Genomic DNA, 14641 nt, shown 5'->3' with positions numbered 1-14641 from the left:
GGTGGTTTGGGACCAAATAGATTAGCCAGTCGCGTGCTTCTCCCAAGCCCATCCCAAGCCCATCCCGTGCCGATATCGCCTGATAACGGATGCGGGGCGATTGGGGACGGTTAATTTAATAACCCGCGTTATAGCAGGCGAATGATGTGGTCGGGTGGACGGCTGTGGTTTTGCACGGTTCGTGCATTGGGGATGTCATTGCCAAGGGCACGCTGTTTGGCCGTTTCGGTATCAAAGCCTTGTTGATGCCAGCGGTCAATCAGCCGTTCTTCAAGCACGGTTAACGGAATGTCGAGAAACAGGGTCAGGTCAAGCAGGGGGGATATCAGATCCTTCCACGGGGCCTGATCAAGCAGCAAATAATTTCCCTCGACCAGAATGATGCGGTGAGCCTTTGAGATGCAGCGCGCCGACCCGCGCGACAGTTCGAGGTTGCGATCAAACACCGGCACATAAATATCCGCGTCATCGCGTTTGATGGCCTCAAGACAGCGGGCAAAGCCGCCAACATCAAATGTGTGCGGGGCCCCTTTGCGGGCCAGATCGCCGCGCGCGCGCAAAATGGCATCATCGAAATGAAAACCATCCATCGGCACGATGGCCACCCCGGCTTCATCACCCCCCAGATGGTGATAAAGCCGTTCGGACAGGGTTGACTTGCCCGAAGCAGGGGCGCCAGCGATTGCCACCATCAGCCGGGTGTTGCCGGACGGATGGTTGGCAATGAGAGATGCGATGTGGTCGAGATCTGGATCAAGGACGGGATCAAGACCGGAATCAAAGTTATGGGGCATTTGCGGCGGGGTGTTCCTGATGGTGTTTTACGCCATTGCTGCAATTTCGGGGGCTTCGAGCGCCCCGGTCATGAACGCAACGGCATCGGACATGGTATAATCATTGGGCTGGATGGTGCACAGGCGTTTGCCCAGCCGATGGATGTGGATGCGATCGGCGACCTCGAATACATGGGGCATATTGTGCGAAATAAGCACGATCGGCATTCCGCGGGATCGTACATCCTGTATTAATTCCAGCACCCGACGGCTTTCTTTAACCCCAAGGGCGGCGGTTGGTTCATCCATAATCACCACGCGCGAGCCAAAGGCCGCCGCCCGGGCCACGGCCACCCCCTGGCGTTGCCCGCCAGACAGGGTTTCAATCGCCTGATTGATGTTTTGAATGGTCATCAGGCCCAGATCATTAAGCTTTTCGCGTGCAATGCGTTGCATTGCCGGATGATCCAGCATTTTAAGGAACTTGCCGGCAAAACCGGGGCGGCGAATTTCGCGGCCCATGAACATGTTATCGGCAATCGACAGGGCCGGTGACAGGGCCAGGGTTTGATAAACCGTTTCAATACCGGCTTCGCGGGCATCCATCGGGGATGAAAAATGAACCGGTTTGCCATCAAGCTGTATTTCACCTTCATCAAGCGAAATTGCCCCGGACAAAGCCTTGATCAGGGATGATTTTCCCGCACCATTATCGCCGATAACAGCCAGAATTTCGCCGGGATAAAGATCAAAATCGGCATTATCAAGGGCGGTGACGCGGCCATAACGCTTGACCAGACCACGCCCGGACAAAACCGGTTGGGGGGCAGGGGATGTCGTGTTCATGACGATACCTTTCTGATCCACTGGTCAATCGCAACGGCAATGATGGTCAGCCAGCCAATGGCAAACAATTGCCACAGCACATCAACCCCGACCATGCGCAGGCCGGAATTAAACACACCCACAATCAGCGCGCCAATCAACGGCCCGGCGATGGAGCCGCGCCCGCCAAACAGCGAAATGCCGCCAATCACCACCGCTGTGATCGACTGCAAATTGGCTTCCTGAAAGCTTTGCGGCGAGACCGAGCCTACACGCCCGATTGACGCCCAGCCGCCAATGGCACACACCACACCGGCCAGCACATAAACCGATATCAGAGTACGGTTGGTGCGAATGCCCGATAGCTCGGCTGATTCCTTGTCATCGCCAATGGCATAGACATGGCGACCCCAGGCGGTGTGGTTCAAAATGAACCAGAGAACAGCAAAAATCGCCAGCATCAGGATCGAGCCATAGGTAATGCGCGCCCCGCCAATGGCGATGGTTTCGCCAAACAGTTTTAACAGCGGAGCGACTTCGTCAAGTGTTTGACTGCGGATCGACTGGGCATTGGACAGCCACAAATTAAGGGCAAAGAAAATATTCCAGGAGCCGAGGGTGACAATAAAAGGCGGCAGTTTGATCCGGGTGACGAGAAAACCGTTCATGCCCCCGGCCAGTGCGCCCCCGCCAAAACCGATAAGAATGGCAAGCGGGGTGGGAACACCTATGGTTACGGCAAGTTGCCCCATGATGACCGACATTAAAACCATGATCGCGCCGACCGACAGGTCAATCCCGGCGGTAAGGATCACCAGGCTTTGGGCAGCAGCCAGAATGCCAATGATTGAAACCTGCTGTACAATCAGCGACAGGTTGAACGGTGAAAAAAACTTGGGCCCGGCCAGTGCGCCAAAAATGATAATCGATAAAATCAGCACAATGACCGGAATCATTGTGGGGTGGCCGTGCAAAAGATGCTGGGTCGATTGCAGGAAAGACCGGTTATGAGGCGTAAACGCAGCAACGCTTTTGTCACTGCGGCCCAATCCCTGTTCAAATTCCTGCTGTTTGCGCGGCGTACGGGTATCGTCGCTCATCGCTTCCTCCGGGGCCCGGTGTGCGCTCTGTCCTGTGGGGAAACAGACTGCATGCAGTGCAAGATCAACCCGGTTCGGGTGCCTGCGGGGCCGTTTGACATGGTAAGGATTTATGTGTTCTGGACCGGGGCGGAAGGGTGCCCGCCCCGGTCAACCGATGCGGGGTGCGGTTTATTAGCCCCAGCAGCGATCCAGACCTTCTTTAACGCTGATTGATTCAACGCCGTCGACTGGCTGGTCGGTGACCAGATTAACGCCGGTATTGACAAAATTCAGGCCGTCGCTGTTTTCCGGTTTTTTGCCCGAATCCGCCCATGCCTTGATGGCCTCGATCCCTTTGGACGCCATCAGCAACGGGTATTGTTGCGATGTTGCCCCGATAACACCATCCTTGACGTTTTCCACACCGGGGCAACCGCCATCAATCGATACGATCAAAACACCTTCCTGCATGCCAAAGGCTTTCAGGGCTTCATAGGCACCAGCCGCGGCGGGTTCGTTGATGGTGTAAACAACATTGATGCCGGAATCGCGCTGCAACAGGTTTTCCAGTGCCTTGCGGCCACCTTCCTCGTTGCCGCTGGTCACATCATGGCCAACGATGCGGGCATCGTCTTCGTCGCCAATTTTGTTTTCGTCTTTGATATCAATACCAAAGCCTTTCATGAAACCCTGATCGCGCAGCACGTCCACCGACGGGGCGCTGGCCGACAGGTCCAGAAATGCGATTTTGGCATCCTCGGCCTTGTCGCCCATTTTGGCTTTGGCCCACTGGCCGATCAATTCGCCCGCCTTGAAATTGTCGGTGGCAAAGGTGGCATCGGCAGCATCAAGCGGTTCAAGCGGGGTATCAAGCGCGATAACCAGAATTCCGGCATCGCGGGCTTTTTTAACCACGGGGACAATCGCCTTGGTGTCAGACGCGGTTAACATGATGCCTTTGACACCCGATGCAATGCATGATTCAATCGCCTGCACCTGGGTTTCGTGGTCGCCGTCAATTTTACCGGCATAGGTCGAAAGGTTGATGCCCAGTTCCTTGGCCTTGGCCGAGGCCCCTTCTTTCATTTTGACGAAAAACGGGTTGATGTCGGTTTTGGTGACCAGGCAGGCACCAATTTCATCGGCTTTGGCCTGATGAACGGGCAAGGCGGCAATCGACAGGGCAAGCGCACCAAGGGTTGCGCCAAGAAGTGCTTTTTTCATCTGTTTCCTCCCAGGGATTTCCCTGATTTCAAAGGCATTTTTGCCATTTATGGATCGACAAGACAGTCGCTGTGGTTGTTATTTTCAACCTTTAAGGGCGGCTGTCTGCCAATACACCACACCAAATGTGGGGGGCTGTCAATTAATAAATCCATTTGATTTATTAATGAGAATTGGCGATCTTGCCTCCCATAACAATAAAGGCGAAAGTGCCGCATGGGAGGACACATCATGCCTGAAAACCAGAGCCTCGGCGCGGATGCGGTCGGTGCAGCACCAGTTCATGGCGGGCCGCACGGCGGTGGCGGGGCGAACCAGATACGGGTGCGCGCCTATAACGAACGCTTGCTGTTATCGCTGGTACGGCGCACGGCAGGGCTGTCGAAGGCCGACATTGCCCGGTTGTCGGGGTTATCGGCGCAAACGGCATCTGTCATCATTCGCGCGCTGGAACGTGACGGGCTTTTGAAGCGTGGGGAACCGGTGCGTGGCAAGGTGGGCAAACCGTCGGTGCCAATGGCGCTTAACCCCGATGGGGCCTATTCGTTTGGCCTTAAAATTGGCCGTCGCAGTGCCGATCTGGTGTTGATGGATTTTGTCGGCACGGTGCGTGAACGGCGCATTGAAACCTATAAATACCCCACCCCCGCCACCATTCGCCAGTTTGTCCGCACCGCGATTAACAGTTTGATCGCCCGGCTGACCCCGGCCCAGTGTGCCCGTATTGCCGGGCTGGGCATTGCCGCCCCGTTCGAGCTGTGGAACTGGGTCGATGAAATGGGCGCGCCGGAACACGATATGAATGCCTGGCGCGAAATTGATCTGGTCGAAGACATTGGCGAAATTGTTTCTTTTCCAGTGTTTTTACAAAATGACGCTACGGCGGCCTGCGGGGCGGAACTGGTGTTTGGTCAGGGGGCCAATTACGCCGATTTCGCCTATTTTTTTATCGGCTCGTTCATTGGCGGCGGCGTGGTTTTAAATCAGGCTGTTTATGCCGGGCGCACGGGCAATGCCGGGGCATTCGGGTCTATGCCGGTGGGGGACCGGGCGGGGAACCCGTCGCAATTAATTGATCAGGCATCGTTGTTTGTGTTGGAAGAAATGCTGACGGCTGAAGGCATTAACCCCGACCGGTTATGGCGCGACCCGGAAAGCTGGGACGACATCGGCCCGCAGCTTGATCGCTGGATCACCCAGGCCGCCCGCAGCCTTGCCGTGGCGATTACATCGGTTTGTTCGGTGATTGATTTTGAAACCGTGATTGTCGATGGCGGGTTTCCGGCACATGTGCGCGACCGCGTGGTGGCCGCCACGCGCGCGGCGGTAATGGGGCTCGATTTACAAGGCATTGCCATGCCAAGGGTTGAACCTGGGGTGGTTGGCAACGGAGCGCGGGCAATTGGTGCGGCCAGCCTGCCGCTGTTTTCGCGCTACCTGCTCGATCAGAATGTGTTGTTCAAGCAGGTTGAAGGCTGAGGTTTCGCACTGAAACGTTCTTCCGTGGCGGGGATGCGAGACCGGAGAGACCGGAGGGATCTGGCGGCATCCCTCTGGTGCTTTGCGGTATCGGGATTAGAAATTATCCTTGCGATGGCGAATTTCGGTAAACACGATTTCGGCGGTGGCACCCGACATGCCCATTGCTTTGCCAACCAGCGGGACATCGGCCCGTAAAAACGGGTTGGTGTCGATTTCCTCGCCAATGGTCGAGGGGATGGTGGGACGGTTGGCCTTGCGCAGGGTTTCAATGGCGCTGACGCGGGCCTGAAGGGCGGTGTTTTCCGGCTCAATCGTTAAGGCAAAGCGGGCATTGTTCAGGGTGTATTCGTGGCCGCAATAAAGCCGGGTTTCAACCGGCAAGGTGCGGAACTTGATCAGCGAATGCCACATTTGCTCCGCCGTGCCTTCAAACAGGCGACCACAGCCAAGGGCAAACAGGCTGTCGCCCGAAAACAGCGCCGAAACGGCCGGAAAATAAAACGCAATATGCCCGGCAGTATGGCCCGGTACATCGTAAATACTGGCCTCAAGCTCGCCGACTTTAACCGTGTCGCCTTCGGCAACGGTAACATCGAGCCCGCCAATTTTATCGGCTTCTGCCGTCGGGCCGATTATTTTTGCGCCGTACTTTTCCTTAAGCTCGGCATTGCCGCCCACATGGTCGTTGTGGTGGTGGGTGTTTAAAATGATATCAAGCTGCCAGCCGCGTTTTTCCAGTTCATCGATCACCGGGGCGGCGTCGCCGGGGTCGATCACGGCGGTAACGCCGCTCTTGGCACAGCGCAGCAAATAGATGTAATTGTCTGACCGGTTCGGGATCAGGATGATGTCACCTGCCGACATTTTTGGCCTCATTTGTTTGAAAACATACCAAAGCCTAACAGGGTGGCGCCGCAGAAACAATTGCGCTGCAATTTGTTTCGCGCATCGTCTGGACAATGATAGGATTTGACCATGCGTCAGGATGTTGTCGATTTACACCGGTTTTATGCCACTAGCCTTGGTCAGGCCGCCCGTCGGCTTATTCGCCGCCGGCTGCGCCTGATGTGGTCGGATGTGCGCGGCATGCGCGTGCTGGGGTTTGGCTATGCCACGCCCTATTTGCGGCCCTTTTTGGGGGAGGCCGAACGGGTGATGGCCTTTATGCCCGCCCCGCAGGGATGTGTGCATTGGCCCGCCGGTGAATCCAACCAGGTTGCCCTGACCGAAGAAACCATGTTGCCGTTACCTGATAGTTCGGTGGATCGCATTTTACTGGTGCATCTGGTTGAACATTCCGACTCGCAACGTCGCCTGATGCGTGAATGCTGGCGTGTGTTAACGCCAAATGGCCGGATTGTGGTGGTTACGCCCAACCGCAGCTCATTATGGAGCTGGTCGGAAAATACCCCGTTCGGGTTTGGCCATCCTTATAGTGTTAGCCAGTTGCAAAACCTGATGCGCGAAAACATGTTTTTGCCGGTTCAACACAGCCGCGCCCTGTTTTTGCCACCGACGCGCAACCGGTTTTTGCTGCGCTGGTCGCAGGGCATTGAAAATGTTGGATCGCGCCTGTTCAAGGCCTTCGCCGGGGTCAGTATTGTTGAGGCTGGCAAGCAGCTTTATGCCAGCACCGGCACGCCGCAGCACAAAAGACGGCTGGTGCATATACCCGTAACCGTCCCGCCAATGCGCCCGGTTGACGGTAATCAGGTTGGCAATAATAACGACCTGCACGACGCCCTTTGCTCGACGCTAAAGGCGGTCGATAAAGACAGCTAAAGCTCACCAACGATCAGTGGTGCAGGGTGGTTCGCTCGCTTTGGGCAGGCCCAAAGCGGGAAGGATTTTAACATCCGTTGCGGCGCAAGGCCGCAAGTCATATCGCGATATGACGAAATCTGGTCGCGCAACTATCACCCTGCAGTTGTGCATGTCTCGGTTTCGTCTATCGCAGTGGTCATGCTGCGGCATTGCTGTTATCTCAGGCGCCGCTTCCCCCCTTATCGCCCACTGTTTCGGACATCGTCATGTCGATGCGCTTTGCGCTTGCCACTTTTCTGCTTTTTGGAACTCTTCTCATTCAGTCCGGGTCGGTATCGGCCCAGACGCAAAACGCGACCAGCGGGTCACGTCAGCGCGTTGTATTGTATGGCGAGGAAAATGACCCGCCTTATGCCTATTTGAACGGGGCAGTGATGGCAGGTGCCTATACCGATGTGCTGCGCCGGGCGGCAGAACAATTGCCGCAATACGACATTGAATTTGCGGCTGTGCCGTTTAAACGCGGGATCGAAATGTTGCAGCGTGGCGAAATCATGGCGTTTTTTCCGCCTTATCTTGATCCGAAGCGCGACTGGGTGGGCCGTTATTCGGTGCCGATCATTGATGAGTCTGTTGTGGTGATGTGTACGCAGCAATTTGTCCGCAACCGTGTTTTGATGGATTACCCGTTTGACTATATCGGCGCGCGATTTGGCAATACGTCGGGGTATAAACTGGCGGGCAAGGACCTGTTCGAGATGGCGCGCCTGCATGAGGTGACCCTGGAAGAAGCCCACACTGCCGAGATTAATTTGCGCCGCCTGCTTGCCGGGCGCATTGACTGTTATGTCAACGATCGGCTGGCAGCGGAAACAGCATTGGCGAAAATTGGCATTAACCCCGCCGATATTCGAAATAAATTAACCGAAACGGCCGTGTTGGGGCATCATCAGGGGGCCATTGCCTATGCCCCGGATGATCAGGGTAAATGGCCCTATCGCGATGATTTCGCCAAGGCGCTGGACGCGGTGTTGCTGCAAATGCACCGGGACGGTGTTATTGATCAGATATTGCAAAGCTATTTGATCTACTGATCGGGACTGCCGTGACCGGATTATATCATCGGCAAAATGGGACTTGTTAAAAGAAGCATGCGTTAGCGGTGGCTGGCAGCCAAAGCCAGACCGAAACTGACAAAAATGCTGCCTGCGACCCGGTCAAACCATTTGCGCGCGGATCCTAGCAGAAAATCCTTGCTGCGCGCGGCAAGTAAGGCATAGCCCATAATTGATGAAAACGACAAAATGACAAAGGTGCCATCCAGCGCGGCAAACTGCGTCATCAAGGGGGCATTGGGGTCAAGAAACATCGGGAACAGGGCGGTAAAAAAGGCAATTGCCTTGGGGTTGCTGGCCGAAATCAGAAAACCACGGACATAGCAGCGCAGGTAACCGGGGTGAACGGCAACGCGGTCTGGTGAAATATCGACCGCAACCTTGCCGCTGGCCTTCCACATTTTAAGGCCCAGCCAGATCAGATAGGCCGCCCCGGCAAAGCGGATAATATCAAACAGGATCGCCGATGCCATGATCATGGCACCCAGCCCCATCGCCGATAATGCCCCCATCAGCCCGGTGGCACTTACACAGCCCAGCGCGCCGACAAAGGACGTGGTCATGTTATGGCGGATGCTGTTGGTAATGCCCAGCATGACAGCCGGGCCGGGCGTGAGAACAGCAATCAGAACGGCAACCAGATACAGGCCATATTGGTCCAGCGACATAAGACGGTATCCTGCGGCATAGGGGGTGGCGGAAAACGGGGGACGGCGATTTTCGCGCGCAGAGGTGGCGGTTCAATCAATCATCTGTGCGCAGTGTTTCTTCTCTATCATGGCGGGTGAAAATTAAAAGCAAATAAAAAGGCCGCCGAAAAAATCCGGCGGCCTTTGGTAACGGGTTGGAACCAAACAGATTAATGTTCGATTTTTGCCCAGATTTTGCGTTTTACAGCATACAACATCGCGGTTAACACGAGCAGGAATAACAGCACTTTCATGCCCATTGCCTTGCGGGCTTCAAGCTCCGGTTCGGCAATCCAGTTCAAAAATGCGGTAACATCCTGAACTTCCTGATCAATGCTGGCTTCCGTGCCATCGGTATATTCAACATCGTCACCATACAGGGGCGGCGGCATCGAAATCTGGTGGCCAGGGAAGTAGTGGTTGTAATGCTTGCCTTCGGCCATTTCGACACCGGCAGGTGCCTCTTCTTCATAGCCGGTCAACAGGGCATGGATATAATCCGGGCCGTGCGCACGGGCCTTGGCCATCAGCGACAGATCAGGCGGGGTTGCCCCGCCATTGGCTGCCGCAGCAGCCTTGGCATTGGGGAAGGGTGACGGAAAATGATCAGCCGGTTTGCCCGAACGGGTGAACATTTCACCATCGTCATTGGGGCCGTCTTCGATATCATATTCCGCCGCAATCGCCTTGACCTGGTCGTCGTTAAAACCAATACCTTCAAGGTTGCGGAATGCCAGATAGCGCATGCTGTGGCAGCTTGCACAGACATTTTTGAATACCTGAAAACCACGCTGTAATTGCGCACGGTCATAGGTGCCAAAAAGCCCTTTCCAGCTCCAGTCCATTTCTGGCGGAACCACACCTTCGGAGGCTTTCGATGCGTTGGCAAAAGCGGTCAGCGCGAATGCAGCAGCAATTGCGGTGAGAGCAAATTTACGCATTTGCACCTCCCTTGAGGACAGATTCGCTGATACTTGCCGGAAGCGGTTTTGGCCGTTCCATTTTGCCAACCACAGGCATTATCACCAGGAAATGCAAGAAGTAATACAATGTTGCCAGCTGGCCCATTGTAATTACCTGAAGTCCCTGCAGCCCCATGAACGGGTCGGCTGGCGATTTGGCCCCGCAATAACCCAGAACAAAGCAGTCAATGATCAGCAGAACAAAGAACCATTTGTAAACCGGGCGGAAACGCGAACTGCGAACCTTTGATGTATCAAGCCAGGGAATGACGAACAAAACAATGATCGCGGCAAACATCGCCAACACACCCAGCAGTTTTGCCGGCATGCCAAGGAAACTGAAATCGATCGAGCGCAAGATCGCATAGAATGGCAGGAAGTACCATTCCGGCACGATATGTGCGGGTGTCGATAACGGGTTTGCCATGATGTAGTTGTCCGGCTCGCCAAAGAAGTTTGGCGCGAAGAACACAAAATACAGATAGATGATCAAAAACACGCCCATCCCGAACAGATCCTTGATCGTGTAGTAGGGATGGAAAGGAATGCTGTCCTGCGGGGTTTTGATTTCAACGCCGGTCGGGTTGTTCGAGCGCACCGCATGCAACGCCCAGACATGCAAGACCACAAGGCCCAGAATGACGAACGGCAGCAGGTAATGCAGCGAGAAGAACCGGTTCAGTGTCGGGTTGCCAATCGAGAAGCCCCCCCAAAGCCATGTCACCAGCGGATCGCCAATGACCGGAAAGGCGGAGAACAGATTGGTGATAACTGTTGCACCCCAGAACGACATCTGGCCCCACGGCAGCACATAGCCCATAAAGGCTGTTGCCATCATGGCCAGCAAAATCAGGATGCCAATCCACCACAGCACTTCACGCGGGGCTTTGTATGACCCGTAATAAAGACCACGGAAAATGTGGATATAAACACAGATGAAGAACATCGACGCGCCATTGACGTGCAAATAGCGCAACAGCCAGCCGTAATTCACGTCACGCATGATGCGTTCAACGGAATCAAATGCCATATCGGCATGCGGCGTATAGTTCATCACCAGGAAGATCCCCGAAAGGATCATGGTCACCAGAATAAAACCGGCCAGCGAACCGAAGTTCCACATGTAGGACAGGTTTTTCGGTGTCGGATATTCATAAGCGGCGTGGTGTACCATCGATATGATCGGAAGACGATCATCGACCCACTTTACCACTTTGTTATTCCATACAGGCGCGCTCATCTTACACTCCCTTAGCCGATCTTGACCGACGTGTCGGTGAGGAAGGTATAGGTCGGCACATGCAGGTTCAACGGGGCCGGACCCTTGCGGATACGACCTGAACTGTCATAATGCGACCCGTGACACGGGCAATACCAACCGTCAAAGTCCCCACGCGGTTCCCCGGTAGCGGTCCCCATCGGGATGCAGCCCAGATGGGTGCAAACGCCGACGACAATCAGCCATTCTTTCTTTTGGACGCGTGCATCGTCGGTCTCGGGATCGACCAGCTGGTTCAATGCAACGTCTTCTGCTTCTTTGATTTCCCGTTCGGTACGGTGGCGGATAAACACGGGTTTACCGCGCCACATGACCTTGATGGCCTGACCGACGGCTATATTGGACAGGTTAACTTCGACCGAGGACAGCGCCAGAACGTCCTTGGACGGGTTCATGCTGTCCACGAACGGCCACAGTGCCATACCGGTGCCAACGACACCGACAGCTGTGGTCGCAAGGGTCAGGAAATCCCTGCGGTTCTCGTCCGGCGTATCCCCGGATGATTGCACCGTTTGCGACATGATGTATTCCTCTTTCTGCCCCCAAAACAGGCATGCGGAATGCCTGAATTTACCACAAAGATCATTGACTTGTTTCAAACTGAAAAAAGTTTTCTGTCCCCGTGGCCTTCAGGCCTGAATCGAATTTCGTATACTAACAATAATGGCCTTTGTTAAGGAGAACTTGGCGGGAAAGGTCGGTATTAATAAACGCTGTGGTTTTGGAAGCATTATAAAAACCCTACGGCAAACAAGGCTTTTCCTAGCGCTGGCACCGGTTTCAGATACCCGCTATAACAAGCTGCTTAAGTGAAAGACCTGTTCCAGAAGCGGGAAACTCCTGTAACGCTATGAAACTTTTGGTAACATTTTTTTGGTTCCATTTACACAAAATTGCGCGAGTCTGTTGATCAATCATGAGAATTTGCCTGTTCGAGCCGGATATTCCCCAAAACACCGGCACCATTCTTCGCATGGCGGCCTGTCTGGGCGTTGGCGTTGATATTATTGAGCCTTGCGGTTTCCTGCTGACCTCGGCCAGCCTGAAACGGGCGGGCATGGATTATCTCGATGCCGCTGATTATCAGCGCCATGCCGACTGGCAGGCATTTGACGATGCCCGTAAAACCGGCGCGTTGCCGGGGCGGCTGGTGTTGATGACGACAAAGGGGGCGGTGCCCTATTGTGATTTTGATTTTCGGCCCGATGATATTTTGATGCTGGGGGCTGAAAGCCGGGGTGTGCCTGATCAGGTTCACGCGGCGGCCGATGCCCGGGTGGTAATTCCCCTGCGCCCGGGGATGCGGTCCTTGAATGTGGCGATGGCGGGGGCTATGACCTTGGGCGAAGCCCTGCGCCAGACCAACAGTTTTCCGGGATATTCTGAATGACCGACGCCACCGCACGCCAGACCGAAATTCATAAAGCACAAGCCGTCGAATGGTTCAAATCCCTGCGCGACCAGATCTGCGCCCGGTTCGAGCAGCTTGAAAACAGCTATACCGGCCCGCTGGCCGACCGGCCCGCCGGGCGGTTCGAACGAACCCGCTGGGACCGGGGTGAAAAGCAGGGCGGCGGTGAAATGTCGGTGATGCGGGGCCGGGTGTTTGAAAAAGTCGGGGTTAATATTTCGACGGTTCATGGCGAATTTTCGGAAAAATTTCGCAAGGAAATTCCCGGTGCTGATGAAAACCCCAATTTTTGGGCAGCGGGCATTTCGCTGGTGGCCCATCCCTGTTCGCCGCTGGTGCCAGCTGTGCATATGAATACCCGCCATATTGTGACGTCAAAGGCGTGGTTTGGCGGTGGGGCGGATTTAACACCGGTTTTCCCCGATGATGCCGACACAAACGATTTTCTCGGAGCGTTTAAGGCCGCCTGTGACGCGCATGGCGATGATTATTACGACCGTTTCAAAAAATGGTGCGACGACTATTTCTGGCTGCCGCACCGTAACGAAGCACGCGGTGTGGGCGGCATTTTTTATGATTATCTGGAAGATGACTGGGACGCCAATTTCGCCTTTACCCGCGATGTCGGGCGGGCGTTTCTTGATGTTTATCCACGGCTGGTCGAACGTCATTACAATAACGCGTGGTCAATCGACCAGCGCGAGGCCCAGTTGGTTAAACGCGGGCGCTATGTCGAATTTAACCTGCTCCATGATCGCGGAACGCGCTTTGGCCTGATGACCGGGGGCAATACCGAGGCCATCCTGATGTCGTTGCCGCCCATGGCGAACTGGCCCTGACCAGAAAGCCGGTGGGTTCGCCGCCGGTTTTGGTGATGACAAAACGTTGGTCCGGGCATTGCGGGGCAACGGTTATCATGCGTTTTGTTAAAGGGCGTGTTGCGCCGGAATAATTTCGGTTTGCGGGGTTACGTCGCCCCCCATATGAACAGTTTCACGCAACCGGCGGATATCGCGGACCGGCGGGGCGCCAAACATGCGCGTATATTCGCGGCTGAATTGCGATGCACTTTCATAGCCAACATGAAAAGCGGCACTTCCGGCATCAACGCGGTCATGTAACATTAACTGGCGGGCTTCAAGCAACCGTATCTGTTTGAGGTATTGAAGCGGGCTGATGCCGGTAACCGATTTGAAATGCTGGCGAAAGGTCGATGCGCTCATATTCGCACGCGAGGCCATAGCGGCGGCGGTTATATCCTGACAGAAATTTTCCCTTAGCCACGACAGAATGCTGGTAATGCGCTGAACGGGTGATTCCATCGACAGATGGTGGCGCAAACAGGGGCCGAAAGGGCCGTGCAACAGGCGAATTGTGATCTCGCGCTGAATGACGGGCAGAAGATGGGACGCAAGATCGGGTTTGTTTTGTAATTCCAGCAAGCGGATCAGGGCATTGCTGATGCCGCTATCGAGGTTTGTGACATGCATGCAGGAAAGCTCGGTTTCCGGCGCGTGTGGCGGTGTTGGTATCTCGACCGCCAGTTCGGCCATAAGGCGGATATCAAGATCAATCCATAAACCAAGATAAGGGTGATCTGGCGTTGCATGGGTGATCGCGGTAATGACCGGAAGATCGGCAGGGGGCAGCATGGCCTGCCCGGCCCGCATGGGATAGATCCTTTCCCCGATCATGATATCCTTGCTGCCCGATACCGTAACGCCAAGGCCAAAGAAATACATGCAGGGCAGGGGGCTGGAGGGATCAGAACTGCGGACAAGGCGGACGCGTGAATTCAGGATCGGATGTTCTCCGTCCTTTTGGGCAATCCTTGCTATGGCATTTGCCAGATTTTTTACATCGTCAGACATGGCTTGTCCCTTTGCATCCTTATTCGTGGCCCTTGTGTTTCGCCTGAATTGACTGTTAGGGGAAATATGCCCTTAACAATAGCATGGATCACCGGGTTTGATGCATTATCGGCGTTTCAGGCAAAACTGCCATCACAACTGGCAAACAGATTTTTTCCAGAATG

General features: G+C 54.9%; 15 protein-coding genes. 5 read left to right on the top strand and 10 right to left on the bottom strand.

Annotated elements, in window-relative coordinates; translation table 11 throughout:
• Positions 1-128 precede the first annotated feature (128 nt).
• The 4 genes from TMES_RS12095 to TMES_RS12080 all read right to left on the bottom strand — a co-directional run bounded on the left by TMES_RS12095 (position 129) and on the right by TMES_RS12080 (position 3904).
• Complete coding sequence (locus TMES_RS12095) at positions 129-794, bottom strand: nucleoside triphosphate hydrolase (RefSeq protein WP_085582785.1); 666 nt, start codon at positions 792-794, stop codon at positions 129-131.
• Between the two features lie 27 nt (positions 795-821).
• Positions 822-1619 carry an ATP-binding cassette domain-containing protein gene (locus TMES_RS12090; protein WP_085582783.1) on the bottom strand — a complete coding sequence of 266 codons (798 nt, stop codon included), beginning with the start codon at positions 1617-1619 and terminating at the stop codon, positions 822-824.
• The gene (locus TMES_RS12085) at positions 1616-2698 is read right to left on the bottom strand and encodes an ABC transporter permease (protein WP_085582781.1); all 1083 of its coding nucleotides are present in this window, start codon (positions 2696-2698) and stop codon (positions 1616-1618) included. The genes TMES_RS12090 and TMES_RS12085 overlap by 4 nt, the downstream gene beginning before the upstream one ends.
• 174 nt (positions 2699-2872) lie before the next feature.
• Entirely contained in the window at positions 2873-3904 is a 1032-nt protein-coding gene (locus TMES_RS12080; protein WP_085582779.1) for a sugar ABC transporter substrate-binding protein, read from the bottom strand.
• Positions 3905-4135: 231 nt separating this feature from the next.
• On the opposite strand from TMES_RS12080, the gene TMES_RS12075 reads away from it, so the two are divergent.
• Complete coding sequence (locus TMES_RS12075) at positions 4136-5383, top strand: ROK family transcriptional regulator (protein ID WP_085582777.1); 1248 nt, start codon at positions 4136-4138, stop codon at positions 5381-5383.
• A 96-nt stretch (positions 5384-5479) separates the two neighbouring features.
• Here TMES_RS12075 and gloB read toward each other — a convergent pair whose 3' ends face one another.
• Positions 5480-6250 (bottom strand): hydroxyacylglutathione hydrolase, encoded by a 771-nt coding sequence (gene gloB, locus TMES_RS12070; protein ID WP_085582775.1) that lies wholly within the window; start codon positions 6248-6250, stop codon positions 5480-5482.
• A gap of 111 nt (positions 6251-6361) precedes the next feature.
• On the opposite strand from gloB, the gene TMES_RS12065 reads away from it, so the two are divergent.
• Both TMES_RS12065 and TMES_RS12060 read left to right on the top strand, forming a co-directional pair.
• Entirely contained in the window at positions 6362-7168 is an 807-nt protein-coding gene (locus TMES_RS12065) for a methyltransferase domain-containing protein (RefSeq protein WP_085582773.1), read from the top strand.
• 248 nt (positions 7169-7416) lie between these two features.
• Positions 7417-8244 carry a substrate-binding periplasmic protein gene (locus tag TMES_RS12060; RefSeq protein ID WP_085582771.1) on the top strand — a complete coding sequence of 276 codons (828 nt, stop codon included), beginning with the start codon at positions 7417-7419 and terminating at the stop codon, positions 8242-8244.
• 62 nt (positions 8245-8306) lie between these two features.
• On the opposite strand, the gene TMES_RS12055 is transcribed toward TMES_RS12060, so the two are convergent.
• The 4 genes from TMES_RS12055 to petA form a co-directional block, all read right to left on the bottom strand.
• On the bottom strand, positions 8307-8933 hold the full coding sequence (locus TMES_RS12055) for a LysE family translocator (protein ID WP_085582769.1): 627 nt from the start codon (positions 8931-8933) through the stop codon (positions 8307-8309).
• A gap of 191 nt (positions 8934-9124) precedes the next feature.
• On the bottom strand, positions 9125-9895 hold the full coding sequence (locus tag TMES_RS12050) for a cytochrome c1 (RefSeq protein WP_085582767.1): 771 nt from the start codon (positions 9893-9895) through the stop codon (positions 9125-9127).
• Positions 9888-11156 carry a cytochrome b gene (locus TMES_RS12045; protein ID WP_085582765.1) on the bottom strand — a complete coding sequence of 423 codons (1269 nt, stop codon included), beginning with the start codon at positions 11154-11156 and terminating at the stop codon, positions 9888-9890. Before TMES_RS12045 ends, TMES_RS12050 begins: the two co-directional genes overlap by 8 nt.
• Before the next feature lie 11 nt (positions 11157-11167).
• Positions 11168-11716 (bottom strand): ubiquinol-cytochrome c reductase iron-sulfur subunit, encoded by a 549-nt coding sequence (gene petA, locus TMES_RS12040; RefSeq protein WP_085582763.1) that lies wholly within the window; start codon positions 11714-11716, stop codon positions 11168-11170.
• 395 nt (positions 11717-12111) lie between these two features.
• Between petA and TMES_RS12035 the strand changes: the two genes are divergently transcribed.
• Both TMES_RS12035 and hemF read left to right on the top strand, forming a co-directional pair.
• Complete coding sequence (locus tag TMES_RS12035; RefSeq protein ID WP_143589636.1) at positions 12112-12585, top strand: tRNA (cytidine(34)-2'-O)-methyltransferase; 474 nt, start codon at positions 12112-12114, stop codon at positions 12583-12585.
• A complete protein-coding gene (gene hemF, locus TMES_RS12030; RefSeq protein WP_085582759.1) occupies positions 12582-13445 on the top strand; it encodes an oxygen-dependent coproporphyrinogen oxidase in 864 nt (287 codons plus the stop codon). The genes TMES_RS12035 and hemF overlap by 4 nt, the downstream gene beginning before the upstream one ends.
• Positions 13446-13532: 87 nt before the next feature.
• On the opposite strand, the gene TMES_RS12025 is transcribed toward hemF, so the two are convergent.
• The gene (locus TMES_RS12025) at positions 13533-14477 is read right to left on the bottom strand and encodes an AraC family transcriptional regulator (protein WP_085582757.1); all 945 of its coding nucleotides are present in this window, start codon (positions 14475-14477) and stop codon (positions 13533-13535) included.
• Positions 14478-14641: the final 164 nt, after the last annotated feature.

The organism is Thalassospira mesophila (assembly GCF_002115755.1).
GTDB classification, from domain to species: domain Bacteria; phylum Pseudomonadota; class Alphaproteobacteria; order Rhodospirillales; family Thalassospiraceae; genus Thalassospira; species Thalassospira mesophila.
This window is presented reverse-complemented; position numbering and strand designations above follow the sequence as displayed.